General features: G+C 44.8%; 22 protein-coding genes. 18 read left to right on the top strand and 4 right to left on the bottom strand.

Annotated features, from left to right (window positions below; all coding sequences use genetic code 11):
* Positions 1-294: 294 nt before the first annotated feature.
* The 3 genes from tnpC to FD01_RS09375 form a co-directional block, all read right to left on the bottom strand.
* Positions 295-1,791, bottom strand: a complete 1,497-nt coding sequence (gene tnpC, locus FD01_RS09385) for an IS66 family transposase (protein ID WP_268872169.1) — start codon at positions 1,789-1,791, stop codon at positions 295-297.
* A gap of 120 nt (positions 1,792-1,911) precedes the next feature.
* A complete protein-coding gene (gene tnpB, locus FD01_RS09380; RefSeq protein ID WP_235802951.1) occupies positions 1,912-2,268 on the bottom strand; it encodes an IS66 family insertion sequence element accessory protein TnpB in 357 nt (118 codons plus the stop codon).
* Positions 2,255-2,437 carry a hypothetical protein gene (locus FD01_RS09375; protein ID WP_054716242.1) on the bottom strand — a complete coding sequence of 61 codons (183 nt, stop codon included), beginning with the start codon at positions 2,435-2,437 and terminating at the stop codon, positions 2,255-2,257. The genes tnpB and FD01_RS09375 overlap by 14 nt, the downstream gene beginning before the upstream one ends.
* 241 nt (positions 2,438-2,678) lie before the next feature.
* On the opposite strand from FD01_RS09375, the gene FD01_RS09370 reads away from it, so the two are divergent.
* On the top strand, positions 2,679-3,242 hold the full coding sequence (locus tag FD01_RS09370) for a hypothetical protein (RefSeq protein ID WP_054716243.1): 564 nt from the start codon (positions 2,679-2,681) through the stop codon (positions 3,240-3,242).
* Here the strand turns inward: FD01_RS09370 and FD01_RS09365 are convergent, their stop codons facing one another.
* Positions 3,243-4,100: a helix-turn-helix transcriptional regulator gene (locus FD01_RS09365; RefSeq protein ID WP_056963902.1), complete on the bottom strand. Its 858-nt coding sequence runs from the start codon at positions 4,098-4,100 to the stop codon at positions 3,243-3,245. It lies immediately after the preceding gene.
* A 171-nt stretch (positions 4,101-4,271) separates the two neighbouring features.
* On the opposite strand from FD01_RS09365, the gene gmd reads away from it, so the two are divergent.
* From gmd to FD01_RS16635, 17 genes are all read left to right on the top strand, one after another.
* Complete coding sequence (gene gmd, locus FD01_RS09360) at positions 4,272-5,330, top strand: GDP-mannose 4,6-dehydratase (RefSeq protein ID WP_054716253.1); 1,059 nt, start codon at positions 4,272-4,274, stop codon at positions 5,328-5,330.
* A gap of 28 nt (positions 5,331-5,358) precedes the next feature.
* A complete protein-coding gene (locus FD01_RS09355; RefSeq protein WP_056963900.1) occupies positions 5,359-6,303 on the top strand; it encodes a GDP-L-fucose synthase family protein in 945 nt (314 codons plus the stop codon).
* A gap of 105 nt (positions 6,304-6,408) precedes the next feature.
* On the top strand, positions 6,409-7,743 hold the full coding sequence (locus tag FD01_RS09350) for a sugar phosphate nucleotidyltransferase (RefSeq protein WP_054716256.1): 1,335 nt from the start codon (positions 6,409-6,411) through the stop codon (positions 7,741-7,743).
* Positions 7,743-9,434 (top strand): phospho-sugar mutase, encoded by a 1,692-nt coding sequence (locus tag FD01_RS09345; protein ID WP_056963898.1) that lies wholly within the window; start codon positions 7,743-7,745, stop codon positions 9,432-9,434. The genes FD01_RS09350 and FD01_RS09345 overlap by 1 nt, the downstream gene beginning before the upstream one ends.
* Before the next feature lie 635 nt (positions 9,435-10,069).
* Positions 10,070-10,777: a sugar transferase gene (locus FD01_RS09335; protein ID WP_054716266.1), complete on the top strand. Its 708-nt coding sequence runs from the start codon at positions 10,070-10,072 to the stop codon at positions 10,775-10,777.
* 273 nt (positions 10,778-11,050) lie between these two features.
* Entirely contained in the window at positions 11,051-14,179 is a 3,129-nt protein-coding gene (locus FD01_RS09330; RefSeq protein ID WP_056963895.1) for a P-loop NTPase fold protein, read from the top strand.
* An 8-nt stretch (positions 14,180-14,187) separates the two neighbouring features.
* Positions 14,188-16,842: an amidohydrolase family protein gene (locus tag FD01_RS09325; RefSeq protein ID WP_056963893.1), complete on the top strand. Its 2,655-nt coding sequence runs from the start codon at positions 14,188-14,190 to the stop codon at positions 16,840-16,842.
* A gap of 390 nt (positions 16,843-17,232) precedes the next feature.
* On the top strand, positions 17,233-18,021 hold the full coding sequence (locus tag FD01_RS09320; protein ID WP_338043372.1) for a 5-methylcytosine restriction system specificity protein McrC: 789 nt from the start codon (positions 17,233-17,235) through the stop codon (positions 18,019-18,021).
* A gap of 65 nt (positions 18,022-18,086) precedes the next feature.
* Positions 18,087-18,536, top strand: a complete 450-nt coding sequence (locus FD01_RS09315) for a hypothetical protein (RefSeq protein WP_054716286.1) — start codon at positions 18,087-18,089, stop codon at positions 18,534-18,536.
* Positions 18,475-18,648, top strand: coding sequence for an EAL domain-containing protein (locus tag FD01_RS16970; protein WP_082611816.1), 174 nt, complete (start codon positions 18,475-18,477; stop codon positions 18,646-18,648). Before FD01_RS09315 ends, FD01_RS16970 begins: the two co-directional genes overlap by 62 nt.
* Positions 18,649-18,762: 114 nt before the next feature.
* Positions 18,763-19,758 carry a LacI family DNA-binding transcriptional regulator gene (locus FD01_RS09310; RefSeq protein ID WP_054716289.1) on the top strand — a complete coding sequence of 332 codons (996 nt, stop codon included), beginning with the start codon at positions 18,763-18,765 and terminating at the stop codon, positions 19,756-19,758.
* 99 nt (positions 19,759-19,857) lie between these two features.
* The gene (locus FD01_RS09305; RefSeq protein ID WP_056963891.1) at positions 19,858-21,111 is read left to right on the top strand and encodes an ABC transporter substrate-binding protein; all 1,254 of its coding nucleotides are present in this window, start codon (positions 19,858-19,860) and stop codon (positions 21,109-21,111) included.
* A gap of 5 nt (positions 21,112-21,116) precedes the next feature.
* Positions 21,117-21,992, top strand: coding sequence for a carbohydrate ABC transporter permease (locus FD01_RS09300; RefSeq protein ID WP_056963889.1), 876 nt, complete (start codon positions 21,117-21,119; stop codon positions 21,990-21,992).
* A complete protein-coding gene (locus FD01_RS09295) occupies positions 21,989-22,861 on the top strand; it encodes a carbohydrate ABC transporter permease (RefSeq protein WP_235802949.1) in 873 nt (290 codons plus the stop codon). The genes FD01_RS09300 and FD01_RS09295 overlap by 4 nt, the downstream gene beginning before the upstream one ends.
* Complete coding sequence (locus tag FD01_RS09290) at positions 22,845-24,443, top strand: glycoside hydrolase family 172 protein (RefSeq protein WP_156647294.1); 1,599 nt, start codon at positions 22,845-22,847, stop codon at positions 24,441-24,443. The genes FD01_RS09295 and FD01_RS09290 overlap by 17 nt, the downstream gene beginning before the upstream one ends.
* Before the next feature lie 29 nt (positions 24,444-24,472).
* Positions 24,473-26,131, top strand: coding sequence for a glycoside hydrolase family 13 protein (locus tag FD01_RS09285; RefSeq protein ID WP_056963887.1), 1,659 nt, complete (start codon positions 24,473-24,475; stop codon positions 26,129-26,131).
* A gap of 194 nt (positions 26,132-26,325) precedes the next feature.
* Positions 26,326-26,633: hypothetical protein (locus FD01_RS16635; protein WP_235802948.1), on the top strand; the 308-nt coding region annotated here is incomplete at its 3' end.

The following is a 26,633-nucleotide window of genomic DNA, read 5'->3' as shown; positions in this document are numbered from 1 at the left end:
TTTGAATACATAATGACATCATACCCGAAGTCCAGGAATTTGTCCGCACGCCCTACTTGGTAAAGCTATATGCCGTCTTCACAAGCCGCTCTTATTTTGCTATGAATGCCAAATACCGCCTGTTTGTTGATGTTGGGTCGGAAGTCAAGGCGAATGCCTTCAATGTCTTTTTTGGTGGGAAATGAGTACAATGTGAAGGCGGACACGCAATTCGTCCGTAAGCACCCAATAACCACACGTCATTAAACAAACAGACCCCCATCCGCGAACTGTGCGGATGGGGATCTGTTTGCGTTAAGCCGATGCGCTCTGTAACTCAGATTGTCCAAGATTCCATGGTAAATATGCTTCCAGTTCTTCTGCTTTGGCGAATTCTGGGAGTTGGGGGATGTTTTCCAACAATGTTTGGATGTATCGACGTGGATCAAGTCCGTTGGCTTTGGCAGTTTCAAGGATTGTCATCCAGATCGCGTCATCTGTGCTGGTACTAAATAACCAGTTCTTACGACCAATTATCAGACTCTTCATGTTGCGCTCTGAGGCATTGTTGCTTAGATTAATTTCACCATAGTCGAGTACGCGATTTAGTGCAGCGCGCTGACCTTGCGCATAAGTTAATGCTTTACCGAGAAGACATTTAGGTAGTGATTCAGTTTGATCGCACCACGTCCAGAATTGATCAATAACTAGTTTCAACTTTGATTGGCGCATCAAATAACGTTCACTGGCCGACGAATTTTTCCATTCGCGTTCCAACATGAACATCTCATTGATCAGGCGTAAGCCTTCAGTTTCTTGGAAGTGGCTCTTATCCTTGTCGGCGTCCGCAAAGAACTTGCGTCGAACGTGCGCCCAACAACCAACTCGAGTTACCAAAGCACCAAGCAGATTATATCCGGCGTAGCCATCGCGCTGAAGGACGCCAGTAAATCCGCTATACATGCTTTGGGCAAACTTGCCTGAGCGGGTGTTGGCGTATGCGTACATCACCACTGGTTGATTATTCTGCGAGATACTTCGCGCGACCCAGATATATGACCGTTGTGATGCAGTGCGTCCAGGCTCTTGTAAGACTTGATAAGGCGTTTCGTCACCTTGAAGGAATCGTTGACTTAAAAGATGATCCTTCATCAAATCGTAGAGGGGCTCCAATAACTTCGCTGCTTTGATCACCCAGTTAGCGATCGTCGTTTCAGTCACCAGAAGACCGCCACGCTTTAATTGCTGGATCTGCCGATACAGCGGCGTGCCCATACTATATTTTTGAAGCAAGATTTCAGCGAGTAAAGATGGCGACACTAAACTATGCGCCAATAACCCTTTCGGGGTATTGCCATGATAGAAATGACTGACGCCATCGATCTTTTCACAATCTGTCTTTTCACAATCTGTCTTTTCACAATCTGTGCATTTATAAGTCCGCTCAAAATATCGCTTCACAAAGAATTTCGCTGGGACCATGCACAGCTCTTCGCGAACGAAGTGAGTCCCAACTGCGGTCAGCTCATGCCCATGCTCGCATTGCTTATCCTTGTGATCGATCACGACTTCTTCAACGGGTAGATCCTTGGAAATCGTTTCGTTACGAGTCCGCTTTCTCTTCTTAGCCGGATGTTTTACTACTTCTGTTTCTTCGCTTTGTTGCCCAGTTTGCTCTGGGGTGCTAAAAACACTACCTTCATCCAACTGTAAAGAAGTTTGATTGGGATCGACCATCTGTTCAGAACGACGACCATAGATTCGAGCTGTTAAAAGCTTAATTTGCGCATTCAGTTGCTTAATTTCTTTAATAAAATCAGCTTGTTGCGCAAGCAGTTCTTGATTTTGTGCGAGTAACTATTCCTCCATTTTCGTCATGTCGATCACCACCGTTCATTTATGTTGCTAAAATCTTATCATGAATGTGGGTAATCACCTAGAACTTTTCGGCGGTTTCACCGAATGAATGCTTGAATCAACTGACCACCCTGAAAGTAGTCGAAGGAGTTGTTTTGAATGGAGTCGTTTCACCTCGTTTTGATTAGTTGGCCACTCAAGACGGCCGTCTTCAATTCGTTTATAAAGTAATAAGAAGCCATTGCCATCCCAGTACAGTGCTTTGAAGCGATCTTTACGATTGCCACAAAATAAATACAACGCCTGATTGTAGGGATCGAGTTGATATTGTTCTTGGACAATTGCTGCTAAGCCGTCAATGCCACGGCGAAGATCAGTCTTGCCGCACACCAAATAAATGCCATGCAACTTGCGTGGGTCAATGAGCATCATTAAAGACCGCCTTCATCAAGGCATCAAGAATATAGCCGTTGATTCGATTGTAGACGACGATATTCTTATTTTGATTGATTTTGATCCGTAGCGCTGCGGTTGGCGCTTGCACCTCAGACTTCATCGGCTTGTCCATCTTGATTTGAACAATTTCGGGTTTATCGGACATTAAAATACCTCACCATTCATTAATGATAAGGTTATCGTACCGCGACTTTTACGGTGTTCATATCCGGTCTGTTATTGGGCGCTTACGTAAGATCCATGGCAAGGGTGGTAAATTCAGATGGCCGCCTTCAGGCACGTCTTCTATCTTGGCTGGGGCTTGCGTTAAGGCGCTGTTTCAGGCGTTCGGCGAGAGTGTGGCAGATAACGACGTGTTCGATCGGGTGTTGTGCATGGAATAATTGATGTCGACTGGCGGCGGCTGGCAAGACCAAGTCGGCGGTATTGCGTCAGGCATCAAAATCGTGCAAACCAAGCCGTACATGGAGCAAGACGTTCAGGCCGTTAAATGCAGTATCAGTGATGCCACTATTGCGGAATTAAATGACCGTTTTGCTGTGATTTACACTGGGCAACGCAGGCTGGCACGCAATCTCCTGCGCGACGTGGTGACGCGCTACATCACCAACGAGCCTGCCAGCTTGGAAGCACATTACAATATTCGACAACTCGCGGCGTTGATGCGCTTTGAACTTGAGAAAGGCAATGTGGACGGCTTTGCCGAGTTGCTCAACCAGCATTGGCAAGAAAGCCAGCGCATCGACAGCGGTAGCACCAACACGTGTATCGATATGATTTTCATGAGCATTGACGACCTGTGCGCCGGCAAAATGATTTGTGGCGCTGGTGGCGGCGGATTCTTGCAAGTGGTTTTGAAAAAAGGTGTTACCAAGGCTGATATCAGAGCCCGATTGAACGCCGTCTTGCAGGATAGCGGCGTCGATGTTTGGGACTGCGAGTTCGTCTAATCACCAACGCTTACGATATTGATTGCTGGTCATGCCTTCGGTTTTTTTAAACACCCGTGCAAAATACTCAGCAGTCTTAAATCCGCACTCCAAGCCGATCGTTTCGATCGGCTTTTTTGTGAAACGTAGGAGCTGTTTAGCGTGGGTGATGCGCACCTCTTGTAAGTACTGGTTGATTGACTGACCGAACGTGTCTTTAAATATACGGGTGAGGTAGAACTTATTGATGTAGAACTTGGCAGAGAGATCGTCGAGCGTGATCTTCTCGGGATAGTGTTCATCGAGATAGGTGCGGACGGCTTCAAGGCTTCCACGCTTGGTCGCGAGTTGGCGATTCTCTGGGTGCCAGCTTTCTGAGAGGAGTAGAGTCATCAGCTCGGCCAGCTCGACGTTGAGCTGCATGTCGCGTACGTGCTCACGACTTTGTGCGGTTTCGAATAACTGATCCCAGACTTGGTTGAATGTATTTAGATTGTTTGGATGAAAGCTAGGGAGGCCGCCGCGATCTCGATACTTTTCTTCAATGCCGGGCATGCTGATGCCATTGAGATGGACCCAGCGCAGGCGCCAAAGGTCGTGCGAACTTTCATGATAATAAGGCTTATGGCAGTCAATGAAGACACAATCGCCGGCCGCAAGATGGTATAACTTTTGGTCGTATTGGAGTGTACCTTGGCCGAATTCGACGATGAAGAAGAGGTATGATGCGAGGTTCTCACGCTGGCTCTTGTGAGGTTTCTGGGCAGCCAATTCGCCGATTTCTTGAATATAAAGCAGGTTACTTTTGGCGAAATCAGATGGCGTGTAGAGCAAGCGGTTGGCGTTAACAAGTTCCCCGTGAAAAAGTGCATCGGCCATAGTTGAGCATCCTCCTGAAAATTGTATTGATATCAATATTATACAGGTTTTTAGCAACATGGGATAAATGTTTTGGCTAAAATTATGGTTATATTATTAAGTTGAAGGAATTAGTCTTCCATTGTCCACCATGAGTACAAATAATAAAAAATCGATTTTTTGGAGGTAACCATGACCAAAACCGCATTGATCACCGGGATCACCGGTCAAGACGGCTCTTACTTAGCAGAATTCTTGTTGGCGAAGGGCTATGAAGTCCACGGCATTCATCGCCGCAGCTCGATTTCAAACACTGGCCGCATTGACCACTTAATTGAATCCAACAGCATCACCTTACATGATGGTGATTTGTCTGATTCATCAGGTTTGATCCGTATCATCGGTGAAGTGCAACCTGACGAAATTTATAACTTAGCCGCACAATCTCACGTGCAAGTATCCTTTGATGTGCCAGAATATTCTGGCGATGTCGATGCGCTTGGCGTGTTGCGTATTCTTGAAGCCGTGCGTATCTTGAAGCTTGAAGGTAAGACCCGTGTGTACCAAGCCTCCACTTCTGAACTTTATGGGAAAGTCGAAGAAGTGCCACAACGCGAAACCACGCCATTCCACCCATACAGCCCTTATGCTGTGGCTAAGCAATATGGTTTCTGGATCGTTAAAGAATACCGTGACGCCTACAACATGTTTGCCGTCAACGGTATCTTGTTCAACCATGAATCCGAACGTCGCGGTGAGAACTTCGTGACCCGCAAGATCACCTTGGCTGCCGGTAAGATTGCTGAAGGTTTGCAAGATCACTTGGAACTGGGCAACATGGACTCCTTGCGTGACTGGGGTTATGCCAAAGACTATGTGGAATGCATGTGGTTGATTATGCAACAAGACACACCGGATGATTTCGTGATCGCTACTGGTGAACAACACACTGTGCGCGATTTCACTGAAAAAGCCTTCGCGGCTAATGGTATGACGGTACGTTGGGAAGGCCAAGGCGTGGACGAAAAAGGCTACGACGCTGAATCTGGCAAGTTATTAGTTTCCGTTAACCCCCAATGGTTCCGCCCAACGGATGTCGATAACTTATGGGGCGATCCAACCAAAGCCAAGACGGTATTAGGCTGGAACCCACAATCGACGAGTTACGAAGAATTGGTCAATATCATGGCCAAACATGACCGTGAACTCGCCAAGCGTGAAGCAGCATATCGCGCCATTTCCGGTAAATAATCTCATTCATTTTTAGAAAGAAGCGAATATTTTGGAAAAAGATGCAAAGATTTATGTGGCTGGTCATCGTGGTATGGTAGGTTCCGCCATTGTGCGTGAACTCAAGCGCCAAGGCTACAACAACATCATCACTCGGACTCACAAAGAACTTGACTTACAACGCCAAGCTGACGTTGAAGCGTTCTTTGCTGAAGAAAAACCAGAATATGTGTTCTTAGCTGCGGCTAAAGTTGGTGGCATTGTTGCTAACCAGGAAGCCTTAGCAGACTTCATGTATGACAACATGATCATGCAAATGAACGTGATTCACGAAGCGTGGAAGAACAACGTTAAGAAGCTTGAATTCTTAGGTTCTTCTTGCATCTACCCACGTCTTGCCCCACAACCGATTAAAGAAGACAGTTTGTTGACCAGTTCTTTGGAACAAACCAATGAAGCTTATGCTTTGGCTAAGATTTCTGGGTTGAAGTATTGCGAATACTTGAATCGTCAATATGGGACTGACTATATTTCTGTGATGCCAACAAACCTTTATGGCCCTAACGATAATTACCATCCAACCCATTCTCATGTTTTGCCTGCGTTGATCCGGCGCTTCCATGAAGCTAAGCGCGATGGCTTAGACACGGTCACTTGCTGGGGTGATGGTAGTGCCTTGCGTGAATTCATGTATGTCGATGACCTGGCTAACTTGTGCGTCTTCTTGATGAACAACTACTCTGGTAACGAAACGGTCAACGCCGGTACTGGTAAGGAATTAACTATTAAGGAATTGACCACTAAAGTTGCTAAGATTATCGGGTACACGGGTAAGATCGAATGGGATACTTCCAAGCCAAACGGCACGCCTCGTAAACTCTTGGATGTTTCCAAGGCTGCTAAGTTGGGCTGGACTTATAAGACTGAACTTGATGATGGCATTAAATTAGCTTATCAAGATTTCTTGGACAACCCCATGCGCGCAGAACGTTAATTCAATCAGCATCACAATTTTCCGTAGAACTTACGGAAGTGCACAGAGTCGCTGCAGCAATGCGGCGACTTTATTTTTTTCAAGTAATATCAGGGGGCAATTACCATGCAGATTGTTTTATTATCCGGAGGCTCAGGGCAGCGGCTTTGGCCATTATCCAACAACATTCGTTCCAAACAATTCATCAACTTGCTCAAAGACCCAGAAGGTCACTATGAATCCATGGTGCAACGCGTGTATCGCCAAATTAAAGAAGTTGATACAAATGCATCAGTGACGATTGCCACGTCTAAATCGCAAGTCTCGACCATTCATAATCAATTAGGGACTGATGTGGGGGTGTCAGTCGAGCCTTGTCGGCGGGATACTTTCCCAGCCATTGTATTGGCAATGGCTTATCTTCACGACGTTAAAGGGGTTTCTGAAGATGAAGCCATCACAGTTTGCCCAGTTGATCCCTATGTGGATGATACTTACTTTACGGCGCTGAAACAGTTAAGTGCCCAAGCGGCTAAAGGTGAAGCTAACTTAGTCTTAATGGGCATTGAACCAACGTATCCGAGTGAAAAGTATGGCTATATTCTGCCAGTTGGTAAGGATACCGTCAGCACTGTTTCGACGTTTAAAGAAAAACCAGATGAAGCCACTGCCAAAGGTTATATTGCCCAAGGCGCGTTGTGGAATGGTGGAATCTTTGCATTTAAGCTCGGTTACTTGTTGAAGCGGGCACATGAATTGCTCGATTTCACGGATTATGAAGATTTATTCGAACACTATGCCGATTTAGAGAAGATCAGTTTTGACTATGCTGTGGTAGAACATGAACCAAAGATTCAAGTGATGCGTTATGCAGGTCAATGGAAAGATCTTGGCACTTGGAATACTTTAACGGAAGCCATGGATGAGCCCAGTGTCGGCAAAACCATGATGAATGAATCATGTGATAACGTTCATGTGATTAACGACTTAGACGTACCGGTGTTAGCGATGGGATTACATGATGTCGTGATTTCTGCGTCACCGGAGGGCATCTTGGTGTCAGACAAAGAACAGTCGTCTTACATCAAACCTTTTGTCGATAAGATTGATCAGCAAGTAATGTTTGCCGAAAAATCCTGGGGCAATTTCCGTGTGTTAGACGTTTCTGAAGGTGGGATGACCATTAAGGTTTCGTTGCATCCAGGTCATCATATGAATTATCATAGCCATACTCATCGCGATGAAGTCTGGACTGTATTGGCAGGTACCGGCTGGACGGTATTAGATGGCGCAGTGCGTGCGATTCGTCCGGGAGACGTGATTCAATTACCGGCAGGAGCACGCCATACGATTATAGCCGATACTGAGCTGCGCGTGATCGAAGTACAGACTGGCCGTGATATTTCCGTTTCAGATAAGCGCAAGTATGACTATGATTTCGATAAATTGGAGGAGAGATAATGGACGAACAAGCTGTTTACGATAAGTGGATCAAGTTAGCAACTGAAGATGCTGACGTGGTTTCAGAACTTTCGGCAATCGCTGGTGACAGTGATGCTATTAAAGATGCTTTCTACCGCGACTTAGCTTTCGGGACTGGGGGCTTACGCGGTACGATTGGCGCTGGCACGAACCGGATGAACATCTACACGGTTGGCAAAGCCTCTCAAGGGTTGGCCAACTATATTATCGCCAACTTTCCTGCGGATGAACGTCGCATTGCAGTTTCGCGTGATTCACGTCATAAGTCAGATTTGTTTGCTGAAGTGGCTGCGGGTGTGTTTGCCGCTAATGGCATTCAAGTAGCAATGTATCGCGATATTATGCCAACACCTTGCTTATCCTTTGCAACGCGCGAGTTGAACTGTGCGGCAGGGATCATGGTGACGGCTTCGCATAATCCGTCTAAGTACAATGGTTACAAGGTTTACGGCGCCGATGGGTGTCAAATCACCACTGAAGCCGCCGCAGTGATTTTAGCTGAAATTGAAAAGCTGGATGAATTTACTGATGTGAAGCGGATGCCCTTTGATGATGCAGTTTCGCAAGGTAAAGTGACCTACATTACTGATGAAGTTTATGATCACTTTGTAGCTGCAGTGCGCGGCGAATCCTTGTTAGCTGATGGTGAAGATATTGATCGTAATGTGTCGATTGTCTATTCACCACTTAACGGGACTGGTTTAAAACCGGTAACGCGGACGTTGAAGGAATCTGGATTCACGAATATTTTTGTGGTGCCAGAACAAGAACAGCCAGATGGGGACTTTCCAACGTGCCCATTCCCAAATCCGGAAATCAAAGAAGCAATGGCTTTAGGCATGAAGTATGCCGCCGAGCGAGGCGCTGACTTACTGTTGGCCAATGACCCTGATTGCGACCGTGCAGGGACTGCAGTACGGGCCGCAGACGGTTCGTATGTCTTACTGTCTGGTAATGAAATGGGGATGCTGTTACTCGACTATATCTGCGCTCGTCGCCTTGACAATGGTACGATGCCGACTGATCCAGAATTGGTGAAGACTATCGTCACCATCGACATGGCCGATCGAATTGCGGCGCACTATGGTGTGAAGACCGTGAACTTGTTAACTGGATTCAAATTTATCGGTGAAGAAATTACACGTCTTGAATCTCTGGGTAAGCGAGATTCTTACATCTTCGGGTTTGAAGAATCTTATGGCTACTTATCTGGGACTTATGTGCGTGATAAAGATGGCGTTAATGCATCCTTCTTGATCTGCGAAATGTTTGCTTATTACAAGACTCGCGGTATCTCCTTATTGGATAAGCTCAATGAATTATATGCTGAATATGGATATTGCTTAAACACTTTGCATTCCTTTGAATTTGATGGCGCTGCTGGGTTCGACAAGATGCAAGGCATCATGAAGCACTTCCGTACAGCCACTATCGAAGGTTTCGGTGGGAAAGCATTAGTTGAAGTACTGGATTATGCGCCAGGCTTAGATGGGTTGCCGAAAGCCGATGTATTGAAGTTTAAGTTAGCTGACAATTGTTCCGTGGTGGTTCGGCCAAGTGGGACTGAACCCAAGCTGAAGACTTATATTTCGGTCTCTGCTGAGAATCGTAAAGTCGCGCAAGATATTGAATCCAAGATTGTTGATGAACTAAGTGGGTACTTTAAGTAACCGGAAAGACTGTCTAGTTTACCTTCGCAACACAACTAAAGCAGTGCCTAGTATGATTATCATCTGTTTGCAGTCATCTCTAGGCACTGCTTTGTTTTGGAACAGGGGTACCTTTGCTTTTGTGCAAGCAAATTCTGGCATATAAGATAGCGCCGAATCAATTCGGCTGGTAAGCTGGGCCGTCGGTGTGATGGTGACCGAATGCGTCGTATTAACAGGACAGTATTGACCGTGTCTTTTCAAAAAAATCTGTTTAGGAATAATCAGCCTCAACCAACTGCAGTCAGTAGCCTTCATGGTAGAATCATTTTCATGAATATGATTGAACTCGAGGATCAATGATGGCTGATCAAGCAGCACGTGATAATTCTCTTGCTGTTCGGCTCACTCTTTATGACCAAGCTAACGACCGTCTACGCGGACAAGACGAAAAGCGACCAAGTGATTGCTTTTTAAGTGGTGCTGTCATCACATAGATAACAATTATTCAATACTTATTGTTTGATGGTAGATTTCAATAATATGATGACATTTGACTGAATTGTTAAGAAAATGTTAACTGTCTTTGGCGATAAGAAGATATAATTGAAAGTATCAATTATGTATACGAAGAGTATCGGGGTTGGAGTGAAATTATGTCAGAGCGCCGCAGTCAACATGTAGTCGATCGCGTTCAGTTAGTTACGGCAACAGTCGATGACGAGATCTGTTTATCCAAAGAAAAAGTGGCCTTACATAAAGGATATCGCGTAGTTAAGCGAGTAAGCGATATCATATTAAGTGCAGCTGGCTTATTGGTGATTTCACCGATCCTTTTGATCGTGGCCATCGCCATCAAGGTGGAAGACCCGGCTGGGCCCGTTTTCTTCTCGCAAATGCGCGTTGGGACTGACGGTAAGTTGTTTCGGATGTACAAATTTCGCTCCATGGCGACTGACGCAGAGGCCCGGCTGGAAGCGCTGATCGCCAAGAATGAAGTCGACGGCGCCATGTTCAAGATGAAAGACGATCCGCGAGTGACCCGCGTTGGCCGTTTCATCCGCAAGATTTCCGTTGATGAACTGCCGCAATTGTGGAACGTGCTGAATGGTTCGATGAGCTTGGTCGGCCCTCGGCCATGTTTGCCTCGCGAATATGAACAATACACTGATTATGATAAGCAGCGCTTGCTGGTTAAGCCTGGCTGTACTGGTTTATGGCAGGTGAGCGGGCGTAATCACGTCGGCTTTGTGGATATGGTGAAGCTGGATATTTATTATATTCAACATCGTAGCTTGTTAGGCGATTTAAAGATCATGTTCCGCACGGTTGGGGTGATGATCTTTCCGAACGCTGCTTACTAAGAGAAAACGTGCTTGTCACGTTTTTTTCTAATTTTTAAAATGATAGCGCTTGCCATCTGGCGGTAACTTAGATGAAAAAAGTTAACAATACGCTTTGTGTAAGCGGTAATATTCCGTAGTCAAAAGCAAAGACTGAACTGTGCAATTCGGACTATAACGAAGGATGTGTGAACGGTATAATATCGGTATGTGAGGCCAAGCAAGACGAGGCTAATATGTTTCATAGTGATCATAGTAAACGAATATGAATCAAATATCTGAGGAGGCATTACCATGTCCGAACAAGTATCTGAATATCAGTTTCAAAATTTATTTTCTTGGCCTGATCCACAAGGATTTGAGCCAGCCATGGAGCGCTATCTGTACCGCAATGAAGTTAATCGTGCACTTGAATTGCTTCATGTTTCTGATGAGGGGCTTTTTGAAGATTCAGAACGGGGACGAACCATTGCAGTAATAGGTGAACGAGGAAATGGAAAAACCACCTTTCTAAAAGTGCTTCGCAATGAGATTAAAAATGACAAATCCTCAGATATCTATTTCCTTCCGATTATGAATCCAACAAATTTTAGTAATCACATGAACGTGTTGGAAGCGTTATTGGCAACCATTAAACTGGATTACGATTTAACTGCAAAGGCTCATAAAATCGTCTATGCTCGTGAGCAATTATTTCGGGAATTGAATAAGGCTTCTGAAGCAATTTCGGGATTTCGGGTCAGTCGTGAAAAACAGGTTTCAAGTCAGTCGCCTGATGATTACCTTGATGACTCAGTTAATCATCAGAGACTTTCCGATATACTTGAACAATTGATAAGAACATACCTCGCATTTTTAAATTTAAAGGGTGATGGGACTAAACGATACCAGCGGTTACTATTAATGATCGATGACTTGGATATGCTTCAGACGCCATACGTACGAGATGCTTGGGTGGATCTTCAGAATGTTTTGTCAAACACCTCGTTATCAATTGTTTTGACATACAGGGAATCTCAAATCAGACACGCATTGTTGAGCAAACTATGTGAAGATAATGCGGCGCTTCTTAAAGCGAATGTCATCTCAATCGAAGAACTGGAATTTCAAGTAGCGTCGATGATCAGTAAGCAGGTACCTGAACAACAGACAATTCAGTTAATGGATGCAGCTGAATTGATGAAGACGACGCCTCAGAAACTGCTCTTGGATATCGTTTCGTTGCCTAAAAAAGATGAGAAAACGAAGTTGAGTGACGAACAAATCAAAGAGTTACTACAAAGAAAACTTAACGAGATGCTAGAACTTACGACTAGGTCGGATACAAAAATCGATTTTAGTCTACTCTCAATGAATGAATGGGTCGATTTATTCTTACGGGCTAAACTTGGGTTGAAGTGGACGCCAGCAGCACATTACGAACAAGTACCGTCAAATGGACCCCAGAGTTTTCGAGACTTGGTAGATTTCTTCAAATTGTTAACCAGAATTGCAGACTCACCAAGTAATACGTACCAAAATATTGAATTGATCCGCCGCTATATCTTAGCGAATGCAATGAAATATTTGCCGGCCGTCTTTTCACAAGCACTGGCAAGGTATACCGAGGTTCCTTTACATGCTAAGAACTATCAGATTTATGCACTTTTATATGCCATGGAGAAGGCAGTTCGGGATCAGCACCAACAGTCTTCAATTGAATTTGCAGGCTTAACTCTTAATATTGATGCAACGGAATTGACCGTCAATACTCCTATCTTGCAAGGAAGCTTAGCACGCCAGGAGAACGTCGCATTAGGTGATATTGTGCAAGTTATTTGGTTGCTGGAAGCACAGATCATTCGAAATGAACAAGTTGCCAGTTTCTTCTGTGATTTCAAACGCCTGTATTCTTTAGATTTGGTTGAGAGCTGGCAGGCTGTTTTATTTGCTTCTGAAGTTGAGCCTAAATCCGTGTCTAGTCACGGATCAGCTTCAAAAGTTTTAAATGCAAAGACCGAACCGTCAGACACCCAGGTTCCCAATGCAGATACATACTCAATTCAACATGTGAAATCTGATCGTTCACGCCGAATTGGTGATTATATTGGTTTGGTCAATACGCTCTTTATGCCAGATAACTATAATTACCTGAACTTGATTCTGGAGGACACTCGTGCCGAGGAATCGACATTTTCTGTTGTCAGTGCCCAAAATATTGTCGACGACGATGTTTCCCGTCAGAAAGCAAATGATTTTGTTGCAAAGATGGTGTATTCAGATCAGTCAATTCATTCCCGATATAATCGGTTTATGGTTCCGCCAGTCAAAGATGCAAAGCAAATTCTAAGTGATGATGTTAGCATGGCAATGCAATATTCCGGTGAAAACTATTTTTATCGAGAACTTGACCATGGCACACGGTTCAAGTTTGAAAATGCAACCCGTTATCAACTTGACTTGTTTGCATGGTTGATGAAATTCGATTATCTTTATGAAGCAGCAGGAAATGTATCCAGTGCATCCACTCATTACTATATCCTGCAAAATGTTTTTGATGTGGATACGTTTACAGCTGCACATTATGGTCGTCAGTTCGAAGGCTCAAAGCCATTGGGAACAGGTGATCGAATGACCTATCATCTACGTCGCGTTCGTAAACAAGTTGCATTGGTGAATGAAGTGACTATCGGAACCCAGACTTATGCAATGATTGGTCAAGATTTGTATCCTACAAACTCGACTCCAGTAAAGTGGTTCTTCATTCAAGACGATGATGACGAATGGCTTGACAATCGTAAGAAGACCTTAAAGTCAAATTTGGGACCAAATCGTTCGTATCCAGAGTGTCTAGAGTTAATGATTGTTGGACGCATCGTTGGGAAAGTCATTCCAAATTTTCGGCAATTAATGTCTTATCTTGAAGGCACCTTAATTACTGATGGACAAGTAAATCCACGGGCAGATCCCTCCATCGCAAAGTCAGTGACAGCTAATCTATGGGAGTCAATAGTCGCCTTGTATCCTAGTGAAAACATGCCCAAATTGTTTCCAAAACTTTATAACTTTGAAGGAGACATTGGTCGTAAACATTATGACGAATCAGTTCGCAAAGAAGTTCAAGCCGTGTACGAGCGCATTCGTGAGGATGTGCCAGTGAACATTGAATCCATAAATGATCTCCTAAAATATATGAGTGATTTTGTGATTAATCCTGGTGAGCCGAAAACCAAGCAACTGAAGCCATCAACTGTTGTGGAGCTACAGCACAAAGTGAGAATTATTGGTCAGGGTCTTGAGCAAATCGGTGTGAAGTCTTGGCGTAAGGACTATCCCGTCTTGGAAAAATATCCGGTGTCTACGAAGAAACTTTCAAAAGCTGACGTAACTGAGGAACTAATGGCTTTATATGAGAAGTATTTTGATCAGGATAACGTTCATTAAGGAGAGTTATGGGAAAAGCTAATGCATTGATGAATGCAGATCGAATCTTAGGCTGTATATATACATTTGAGGATCCCTATGCACTAATCAAACGAATGGGGGAAGCTCTTGAAGCTGATGACAGTGATATCTATGAACGCTTCTCCTTCCGACTTAAATTACCTACAACTAAATTTGAGCCAACCCGGGATAATTCGATTCGAGGTCGGATTTTGAGAACTTATCGAGAACGATACCCGCATGATTACTCAGCTGATCAAGTGAACTTGCAGTTAAACGCACTGAATGAGCTGATTCAAAGAGCAGGTGAAGGCTGGGATGACCTTGCATACCTTTATCTGCTAATTGCCCGTGAAGTCTTGACACGCGAAAATCGCCAGCTTGAAATTAGGCATGATCAATTGTTCAATTGGAATGGCTATATCAATAAGGTTGATCTTAACTTGATTATTGGTGCATATTTGGCGCAATATTTGGACCAGCATGAGGCTAATATTGAAGTTGATCAGTACTTTCCTGCGCTAGATAATGAACGACTTGAAAGCCAATTGCAAGAATTGGGATTAGCAGATAACCATGCTCATTTAAAAGCAGCTGGTTTTGTGAGGGAGCTTAATTGGAATGGCTTTCTTCAGGCAGGCTTTTGCGATGCCAGCTTGTGCCAATTTGTTAAAGATGGCGCGCTTGATGATCTTAACGATCGGTATTCTGTTTCGGAGCAGGTGAAATTCCTTCAGTCTACGAAAGTGTTACGCATCCTGTTGGATACATATCGTCCTCATATGACTAACCGTTACGCTAATCCAGAACAATCAATAGATGAAGTTCGATTACATTTATTTCAGTGTGCAGTGGATGCTTGGGCAAAATCTGACGATAAATATTCTGAAATTCCGTTTTCAATTTGGAAACAAAATCATGAGTTAGTTCACGACGAAGATGAGGTTCCGTTTTGTTTGTCTGTAATTAATGAAGAACGTTTGTTTCTTGCTGACTGTTTTCGTGCTTTGATTGGTGAGCAACGCAATAGTAGTTTCTTCAAGTTGGTATTCAATTTATACCTGATGTGTTCCAATAGAATTAAGAGTGCATTTATTCAAGACAATCGAGGAAATGGATTTGATCATTTTACAGATGCTGAAAATATCAAGTCTACTTTCTTAAGTGCTGCGCATATTAACAATCAGATGAATTACGAGTCTGTGTTTGAAAAGTATACGCAACGACCTTCCGCCAAAAAAGTTGAACTACGGATTACTCCCAAGACATCGGTTCAGGAATATGCTTCTGAAGTGGGTGCTCTGAATACTGCAAAGGAACGTATTGAGACATATCATGGGTTGCTAGGTGACAGACTTAAGACACCAAGCTATGGTTTGATTGTTCATTTTATTAAGTTTGATCATCGACAGGTCAGACACAGTGAGAGCCGCGAGGATACATATCGCAAATTTGAGATAGAGCTGAAAAACCAAGCTCAACCGTTGATTGCGCTGATGACTCGCACAAGCTATCGGAGTACGGCGCAAAAAATTGTTGGCATTGATACTGCAAACTTGGAACGGCATAATCCGCCAGAGGTCTTCGGTAATTTGTACCGTATGTTTAAGCCAATCAAGCGTCTGGGACATTTTCATTTCACGTATCACGTGGGTGAGAGTTTCGACACGTTGGTAGACGGTATGCGTCACATCTTCGAAGTGCTTTGGCGATTACAGTTTGAATCAGGAGATCGTTTAGGACATGCGCTGGCTTTGGGAATGGATCCAGAGAAATTCTATCAAGTCCAACGAAATCAGATAATTACTGAGCAACAGTCATTATTGGATGATTTTGCATGGCTGTATTTTATGATTCAGAAATTTGGGGATGCAGAAGACTTTCAGCTATTGACAATTATTCAGAATCAATTTGATGAACATGTGACCTGGTTTAATACTGCGGTAGATTTTCAGATTCGGTTTAAGGACTATCTTGATTTTTATTTGCTGCGAGGGACTGACCTCAGCTATCTATTAAAACATGTGTATGGGTTACAAGAACCTATTTCGAGTCTAAACGACATCAAATCCATTGACCCACAACGCAGAAATACAGTGTTGAATGATCTTGATCCTTCTTTTATCGCAGTTGGTAATGAGCTAGTTGAACAAGCTGTTATCAATGTTCAGGCAATTCGACTCTATGTCGCATACATGTGGAATCCACAGGTTTATACAGAGGGTACTCAGACAGTTCAATTAACAATGAACTCAGTATTGTTACGAGTCGTTAAACGTGCCCAAAGGCTATTGCAGAAATTTGTATTGGCAAAAGGAGTTGCAATTGAAGCAAATCCATCATCCAATTTAAAAATCGGATATACCCGAAAATATGAAGAGCTTCCGATGCTAGCGCTGAATCGTCATGGTTTGAGAGACAACACTACCTTAGACATTCCGTTGTCGATTAATACTGATGATGGAGCCGTATTTCAAACATCGTTAGCATATGAGTACGAGTTAATTGCACAAGCGCTGATTATAGGAGGTGAATCCCCTGAGTCAGTCTATGATTATATTGGTAGGTTACAGACTGGGTCGATAAGACAAAGTTTTGTACAAGCGTCGACGCTCTTGCATGAAAACGAAGAAAAACTTGAGAAAACCAAAGTTGCTAAGTAGGTCAATGAGGTCGCTACACTTCGCAAACATTGTTTTTGCGTCTATTGCATGAACTCACTATTCTTTTCATAATCTCGTGGAATGGACAGTAAATTATCTCGCATGTACATATTCCTTCGATAGCGATTGACACGGCCGCACAGGTGGCCGCGTTGATCGCAAAAAAAGAAGTTGAATGGGGTCATGTTCAAAATGAAAAACGATCCACACACGACGAAAGCTGGTAAAATCATTCGCAATACAATGATTTTAACAAGCAGTGCTTAGTGGTCAACCTGGTCGTCCTGGCTTTGACCAGTCAGCTCACGAAATCGCAATGGATTTGTCGATGTGGTGAAACTGGCTGTTTTTCTAGTCCAATATCGTGGCTTACTGAGAGAACTGAAGATCATGTTCCGTACCGTTGAGGTTATGTATTTTTCAAAATACACCACCGTTTCAAAGGAAAAGTTTGCTCGCTATTGTTGCTCTTATTCCGAAATTGTCAGCGTTTGGTTATACGTGGGGAGATTTGAAGTAAATCTAAGAAGTGGAATCCGTGGCCAAGCCACGCCGCAGTTTGAGCGTCAAAGTCAAGCGCAGGTGATCGCTCATAATTTGACCCATCCGGTGGTCAGCGCCTATTTTGCCGAGTACCGTGAGTTGCAAAAGTTGTGCTTGGCGATTTTGCGGCATGAGGCGTTAGGCATCGGCGGCGAACATGATCAGTTGTACGGCGTGATTTTTGATGTGGCATGGTTGTGGGAGAATTATGTGGCGGCGCTTTTAGGCGATGTCTATCAACATCCAGATAATCGACAACATTTAGGGATGGTGCCGATTTTCCAAGGTGATGACGGGCTACCCGGCGAAATGTCAGTGTTGTTTCCGGATTTCTATTCACCAGCCCGCAGACAAGTTGCTGACACTAAATATAAATTTGGCGTCAACGGCATTCAACGCGAGGATCTGTTTCAACTGATCACCTATGCGCATGTCCTCAAAGCCAAGCGCACCGGCATCATCTATCCTGATTTGGCGCAAACGACGCAGTTTAAACTCGGCGAATTGACCGGGTTTGGCGGTGTGGTGTACAAGCAAAGTTTGCAGGTACCGCAAGCTGCCAAGTCGTATGGGCAATTTGTGAACGCGATGTTAGCCGAGGAATCGCAACTCAAAACGGAGATGATTGCGCGTTAACTATGTTTTTGCTGAGGAAAGCGAAAGAAATATTTAGGAGCGTACATGTGATGGATTGAGCGCTTATGATTGCTGCGATCACTGTAGTGGCCGCGATCATTCAGGCGCATCATGCCAATGCCGCGGCGGCGGGAGCCAATCGCGTGGCCAAGCAGGAATTGGAATCGGTCACCAAGCGCGCGCCGGAGTTACATTTTGCCATCATCGCTGAGTTGAAATCCGGAGACGACGGGAAAAATTTGGTGGATGGCTACGAGTTATTCATCATGAATTACGGCGATGCGCCCAGTGTCTTGAGTCGGCGTCTTGGCGCACAAACCATCGGCGCTGATCACCCGATTTTCAGTCAAGTGTGGAACGGCCACGGCCAATTTGTTGAAGCCATGTGCAACAGTATCCTGGTGATGCCCGGTGAGGTGAAGCCGATTTTTACCGGCGAGCGCACCTTAGGCAGTGACATCAAGCAAAAATCAGACAAAGGCTACAATTATTACTTTCCATTGTTTGAAGATTAAGTTTGTTCTCGAAGGAGTCGAAGATAGTACTGAAGTTGCGTTTGCACGCAGTTTAGGCATCGAATATTTCCAAGGTTATTACTATGGCAAGCCGGCGTTGCCGGCGGCGTAAACTAGAAGTGTGTGGAGACGCATGCTTTTTTTATTTCTGAAAGTGGAAGTGTTGACAACGTTAATCAGGGAATGTATTATGTTCATGTAAACGTTTACGTAAGTTGGTGAATAAATGGCGACGATCAAAGATGTAGCGCAGTTATCAGGGGTTTCAACTGCAACCGTGTCCAGGGTGATTAATGGGCTTGGCGGGTATAGTGATAAGACCCGAGAAAAAGTTAATTTGGCAATTCAAGAGTTACAGTTTCAGCGTAATGAGATTGCAAGAAGTCTGATCGAAAATCGAAGCAAATCGATTGGCGTGGTGATGCCTAACCTGTCGACTGACGTTGCCAACAAGATAATGGAGGGGATAGAAGACACATCATTCAAGAATGATTATATGGTGCTCGTGGCGCACGCTGGTATCAATTTGGAACGCCTTGATATTTCGGTAACCCGACTATTGGAACGAAGAGTGGAAGGCATCGTTTTTCTATCGACCCAGATTACCAAGCCAATAGTTAATCAACTTGATGGCGCGCATGTTCCGTATATTGTAACAGGGACATTCTCTGATGATCGTGAGCTGTATTATCCTTACGTTAAGATCGACGATTATCAGGCTGCCGTCGATGCGACTAATCTCATATTGAATCGTGGATACCGTAAAATTGCGATTCTAGGAGGGATTAAAGATGATTTTGTCACTTCCCATTTTCGTGTACAAGGCGTTCACGATACGCTCAAGCGAAGAGGCGTACCTTATTATCCAGAGCTCACGCTTCAAGGCTCATTTTCGTTTGCGTTTGGTGCGTCAGCGACAAACCGGCTGTTAAGCGAAAAATCTGAGTTTGATGCAATATTTTGTTTAAGTGATGAAGTTGCCTCTGCAGCCGTGCAAGTGCTTGTTAGAAATGGTATTAGTGTACCGCGGGATATTGGGGTCATCGGGTTTGATGATTCTAAAACTAGCCTGATGTCGATTCCAAGATTGACGACAATCCACCAACCATTAAATGAGATTGGGGTGGTGGCAACGCAAAAGGTAATTGATGCAATTAAAGTTCATCAGGAAGTCGATACGGAAATAATTGCAACCAAGATAGTCCAAAGAGAATCGCTGTGAGGCGATTATCTTTACCCGTTCTACGTAAACGATTACGTAAAAATCCCAAATTATATTAAAAATTAATCAATGTTGCCTAATGACTTGGAGGAAAATGGCATGAAAAAAATTTTGACAATTACTGCAACGTTACTTGCAGGGCTGGCATTAGCAGCATGTTCATCCAATAAAAGTGCATCGTCTGGGAAAAAGACAGTCGAGTTCTACTCGACCAAGCAAGAAAACGTGTCAACTTATAAGGGCTTAATCAAAGAATTTGAATCAAAAAACAAAGACATTAAAGTGAAGCTTGTCGCCCCTGCTGATGGCGGTACCGTCTTGAAGACCCGGTTGACAAAAAATGACATCCCAGACGTGTTAGCCATGGGGGGCGACTTCAATTTTGTTGATGTCACCAAAGCCGATGTCCTCGCGGATTTATCAGATCGTCCATATGCCAAGCGCGCTTTGCCGGCATACACGAAGATGCTGAAGCAATATTATTCCGGCAATAAGATGTTAGGGATGCCCCTTGCAGCCAACGTCTCCGGGGTGATGTACAACAAAGACTTGTTTAAGCGTGCCGGGATTAACAAGACGCCAGAGACTTGGGATGAGTTTATTCAAGATATGAAGCAGTTACAAAGCAAAGGGATTCAACCCTTAGCGTTCCCATTCAAAGATTCTTGGACGGCAATGGGGATTTGGAACCAGATTGCAGGCAATGAATTGCCTGCGTCATTTATTGGCAAGCGAAAAGACAACAAGACCTCATTCCAAAAGACACATAAAGAATCCGCGGAGAAGTTTGCCCAATTGCTGCCATTTGGCCAAAAAGATATCGTCGGGCTTTCATACAACGATTCGAATAAGCTTTTTGCACAAGGAAAAGTGGCAATGCTGATTAACGGTAACTTTGTGATTCCTGAACTGGTTAAGAATAACAAAGATATCAACGTCTCAATGTTCAAACTCCCAGTAAGCAGCGATGCCGCTAAGAATAAAGTGACCTCCGGTGTCGACGTATTATTAGCAAAATCCAAGCAGACCAAAAATAATGCTGCGTGTGATAAGTTGATCTCGTTTTTAACTGACAAAGAAAATGAAAAGAAATACATTGACGAGCAATTCGCACTGCCAACGGTCAAAGGAGTGGAACAGTCAAATGCGCGCTTAGCGGGCGTGGTTGCAGACGCGCAAGCAGGCAACATCGTTGACTACCCAGACCACCTGTACCCTTCAGGATTTGATATGGCAGGCCTGCTGCAACAATTCGCCTTAAATTACAAGGACGGCATGAAAACCTCTGAAATTATCAATACTTTCTTAAAGAACGCTGATAATAAATTTGATTCCGCAAACGTCGAGGAATAATTGCTATGGTTAAAAGTAGAAGCAGTGTGAAAATAACCCCATATCTTATGACTGTGCCGATGGTTGTGCTGTTTTTTATCTTACACACATACCCGTTTCTCAAAGGGGTCTTTTATAGCTTTACCAATTGGCGCGGATACGGTGGCTGGAAATTTGTGGGATTGAAAAACTACCTCTATGTGTTTACGAACGCTGAGGTCACTCATTCCTACTTGTTCACCTTGAAATTTGCGATTTTTGCCACCGTGTTAGTTAACGTCTTATCGCTAGCGATTGCGTTAGGTTTGAACGGAAAAATTAAGTTTAAGAACACCTTAAAGGCGGTCTATTTTCTCCCGTACATTTTAGGGACGCTGATCATCGGGTTTGTCTTCAACTTCATCTTCGGAACGATTTTGCCTGATATCGGTCAGTCTTTGCACATCGGTTTCTTATCCGAAAACATTTTGGGTGGCGCGCATGCGTGGTTAGGCATTTTATTCGTCACCGTATGGCAATCGATGGCGTTTAACACCCTGATTTACCTGTCCGGATTGCAAACTGTTGATACTGAAATCTACGAGGCTGCCGAGCTGGACGGAACGACGCCGTGGCAACGTTTCTACAAGATTACGTTCCCGCTGATCGCACCATTTTTTACAATCAACTTAGTCCTTTCGGTTAAGAATTTTCTGATGGTGTTTGACCAAATTATCGCAATGACAAACGGGGGCCCAGGGAATTTGACGACGTCGATTTCCGTTCTGATTTACAAACGCGGCTTCCAAGGCGCCCAATTCGCGGTCCAATCAGCAAATGCGGTGGTGCTGTTTATTGTGATTGCGTCGATTTCGTTATTCCAGCTAAGAGTTCTTGAAAAACGGGAGGAAAAGATTCAATGATGGAAGAAAAAGTGATGACGCAAAACCCGTTAAAGAAGCGGCGAAAAATGAATCGACATGTGAATTGGACCCTGACCGCGGTCATGGCAGTGCTCGCAATCTTCTTCATCATGATCCCGTTGTATATCACGGTGGTGACTTCCTTAAAAGCGCCTTCTGATATGAATAACTTACTCGCGTTACCGCATAAAATGCGTTGGGCAAACTTTTCAGACGCTTGGCAAATGACTGATTTTCCCATTAAGTTTAGAAATACGGCTTTTATCACCTTTGTCACAATCGTGTTTACATTGCCGCTGCACTCTGCGATTGCATACGCAATTGTGCGTAATCGCGAGCACAGCAAATTTTTCACCGGAATCTACTATTACTTCCTTAGCGCGATGTTTATTCCGTTTAACGTGGTAATGTTACCCTTGGTCAGCCAAGTCAGTCGCTGGCACATGGACAATGTGTTTGGAATCACGGTGCTTTACATTGTTTTTGGGATTCCAATGAACATTTTCCTGTATGCAGGCTTTATCAAAAAGATTCCCCTTGCACTTGAGGAATCTGCGGTGATGGATGGGGCAACCCCGTTTCAAGTTTTCTATAAAGTGATCTTCCCGATGTTGATGCCGATGCATGCGACCGTTGCCATTTTATCGTTCATCTGGACGTGGAATGACTTCTTGATGCCGTTGGTATTACTGAGCGATCCTAATCAGCAAACACTGCAACTTTCACAATATGTGTTTCAGGGGCAGTTCTCAACGCAATACAATCTGGCGTTTGCATCTTACATGTTGGTATTGATTCCGGTGTTGATTATCTACGTTATTTTCCAGAAGTGGATCATTGCAGGGGTGACCGATGGCGCGGTTAAGTAAAGAAGGTGAAAAGTTGGATTCAATGACCTATGAGCAGATACTCAGCCGCCTCACGACGCTAGCGTCCCTGACTGAACTACCGCAACCAAACGAACAAGCAGGTGCGTTTACCAGCACTGACAGGCGGTCGCAGTATGATCAAAAGCGGGATGCGTACATTGATTGGGGCGCAAACCTAGATGCCGATGGCGATTTAGGGGTGTTTAACGGCGAGCGACTGGTCGCGGACCTCGATGGACCAGGGGTCGTGTGGCGAATTTGGTCTGCGGCGCCCAACGACGGGCGAATTAACTTTTATGTCGATGGCGAGAACACGCCTGTGTTTTCGCGGGGATTTAAACAGTTTTTCGAACAGTTAACCGACGAAGTGTCGCCGGCGGGGTTCCCGTCGCTTTGCCCGAAGCTGTCTGGTGGGTATAACAGCTTTATCCCGATTCCGTTCAATCAAAACTTGAAAATCACCTTTAGTGAAGGGTGGGGACAGTACTACCACATCACGTATTCTAAATTGCCAGATAAAACCATCCAGCTGCCGGATGTGAGGACGGTCATCAGCCGGTTGGGCTTAATCAGCTTGGCCAACACCGATAGGTCCTTGTATGATACCCAACACTATCTGGACAATGATTGGCCCCCGGCCGAAACGATGACGATTCTACCCGGGGAAACCCGCGATTGCATCAGCCTGAACGCTCCAGGAATGATTACCAAATTAGGCGTTGCTGTTGCGGGAGGCGGCCACGCCGTCAACGATGCGCTACAGAAAATGCGGCTGAAAATCTATTGGGACGACGCCCAGACAGCCGCCGTGAACGTCTTACTTGGTGAGTTTTTTGGCAGTTTTCAGGCCACCAGGTTTAACTCGCTCCCGTTTGTAATGGATATGGGGCGCATGATATCCCATTGGCCAATGCCGTACACTAAAGCACGCATCCAATTGGTCAACGAGTCTGAACGCGCGGTGACGCTTTCAATCGCCGTGGTGCAAAAAGCGTTAAACCCTGAGACAGCCGTACGACTGATGAGGTTCCACAGTAAAGAAACTGCGGGGAACTTTCTCAACAAGAGCCCCGAGCGCTTTCAGGATAAAGGCGATAGGTGGCCGGATTTTCCGGTGCTGATTTGCCAAAACACCCCGGGACGCTTCTGCGGTATGCATCTCATGGTCGAGAATCGGTGGTCTGAGCCGGCGACAAAACCGCAATCTTGGTGGTATGGCCATGGTGATCGCAAAACACTCGACTGGTGGTGGGGCGAAGGCGATGAAAAATTTTTCGTTGACGGTGAAAAAATGCCGTCAACGTTTGGGACTGGCACGGAAGACTACATCGGGTATGCATGGGCTGCGGAACCGCCATTTTCAAAATTTGAATCGGCGTTTGCGAATCAAACCGAGTTACCACTAGACGGTAACGGCAATACCTCAGTCAGCAGGTATCAAATTGCGGATAATATTCCGTTTCAAGATTGCTTTGAAGCTTATCTGGAAAAATATAAGCCGGATCACTGGGATGGTAATGTCTGTCATTACCGAGTCGTGCCGTACTGGTATCAGCGTGCTGGTACCGACGACCGGTACTAGCTTATTAATAATCGTGAGGAGAGTTATTCATGAAGAAATATTGGTGGAAAGAAGCCGTTGTTTATCAAGTTTATCCGCGCTCCTTTCAAGATTCCAATGGCGATGGTATTGGGGATTTAAACGGGATTTCCCAGCGCTTGCAGTATATCAAAGACCTTGGTGCGGATGTGATTTGGTTAAATCCGATTTATGCATCGCCCAACGATGATATGGGTTACGACATCAGCGACTATCAAGCCATTATGGCCGATTTTGGTGACATGCGTGATTTTGACAGCTTATTAGAGAAGGCCCATCACATCGGTTTGAAAATCGTCATGGACCTAGTGGTTAATCATTCATCCGATGAGCACCATTGGTTCGTGGAAAGCCGTAGTTCAAGGCAGAATCCGTATCGTGATTATTATATTTGGAGAGACCCGGTTGACGGCCATGAGCCAAATGACTGGCATTCGATGTTTGCTGGGAAGGCGTGGACTTTTGATGAGACTACGCGGCAGTATTATCTACATCTTTTCTCCAAGAAGCAGCCGGACCTCAATTGGAAAAATCCCAAAGTGCGGAATGAAGTCTATGACATGATGTCGTGGTGGCTGGATAAAGGCGTCGACGGCTTCCGGATGGATGTGATTAACTGCATCGACAAGCCCGACAACCTTGAAGTAAACGGAATGCCACTACCGCATAACGGCAAACGCGTTCATGAATACTTACAGGAGATGAACCGCTGCGTTTTGTCCAAGTATGACATCATGACCGTGGGTGAGATGTCACACACAGACCCTGAAGAAGCGATTCGGTACACGGCAGACCAACGCCATGAGTTAAACATGATTTTTCAGTTTGAACACATGGATGTTGATCAAGACGCGGCGTTAGGAAAGTGGCGCCCCCAAAAATGGGCACTCAGTGAGCTAAAGCAGATAATGAGTCACTGGCAAGTGCAGCTAGACCAAAAGGGGTGGAATTCCCTATATTGGAACAATCACGATCAGCCCCGGGTGGTGTCAAGATTTGGCAGTGACGATCCGCAATTTCGCGCACTATCTGCAAAAATGCTAGGCGCAGTGCTACATTTTCAACAAGGAACCCCTTATATTTACCAGGGTGAAGAACTGGGGATGACTAACGCACACAATTTTACATCCCTTGAAGATTATCGCGATCTCGAAACTATAGGGGCTTATCGAGAATTGGTAACGGAACGCCACGTTTTAACCCCAAAAGAGATGATGAAAGGTATTGCGCATTCATCACGAGACCACGCGAGAACCCCGATGCAATGGTCAGATGAAAGCAATGCGGGCTTTTGTGCGGCAGGCGTCACGCCTTGGATTGGGCTCAACGCCAATTATCAGACCATTAATGTCGCCCAGCAGCTGCAAGACAAAGACTCCGTCTATCATTTTTACCAAGAGATGAATGCGTTACGGAAGAAGTTGCCGATAATTGTATACGGTGATTATGTGCTGATTGACCCCGAAGACGAGGAAGTCTGGACGTACCTTCGTAACTACGAAAACGCGCAAATTAAAGTGATCGCAAACTTCACCGACCGCGAAGTGATTCGCGATTCTGGTGAAATCGGCAACTACCGTAAGCTTCTGGGCAACTACGCTGATGATACAGGAAAAGTGCTCCGCCCGTATGAGGTGAAGGTGTTGTATCAGGATTCCAATAAAGCATAGCGCCGGTTACGACTAACACAAAAACGGTTGGCTTTTCCATTTTCGGAAACCAACCGTTTTTGCGTTAATCGAGGCAAATTGCCTGTAAGCACCCAACCAGATGACGGATTTTCGAAAGCATATTGCGCCCGCGAAGTGACTCAAAAGCTGATAAGCCACGGATTTTAGCACCGGTGCCGCAGGTTGACAAACTGATGCGCATTTTCCCGTATCCGTTTCTAGTGGATTTAAGTCGATTAGATGAGGAAGGTCAGGCGACCATTAGAAATGTATTAGCCAATAATCAAAAATATGTCAGCGTTAGGGAGCTTATCCGTGGCATTAGCACTCAAACTGATTATTGTTTGATTGATATGGCAACCGCCCAGATAGCACAACTCAGCCCTGAATTACTACCACGTCATGTTGTGCTAGACTTTGTGAAGGCGGCCACGAGATGTTGCCACCTGGGCGTGCGGACGTTTTTCTGGACCAATACCATCACGCAGCCTTGCTACGTCGG

Source organism: Lacticaseibacillus manihotivorans DSM 13343 = JCM 12514 (assembly GCF_001435035.1).
Taxonomy (GTDB): domain Bacteria; phylum Bacillota; class Bacilli; order Lactobacillales; family Lactobacillaceae; genus Lacticaseibacillus; species Lacticaseibacillus manihotivorans.
This window is presented reverse-complemented; position numbering and strand designations above follow the sequence as displayed.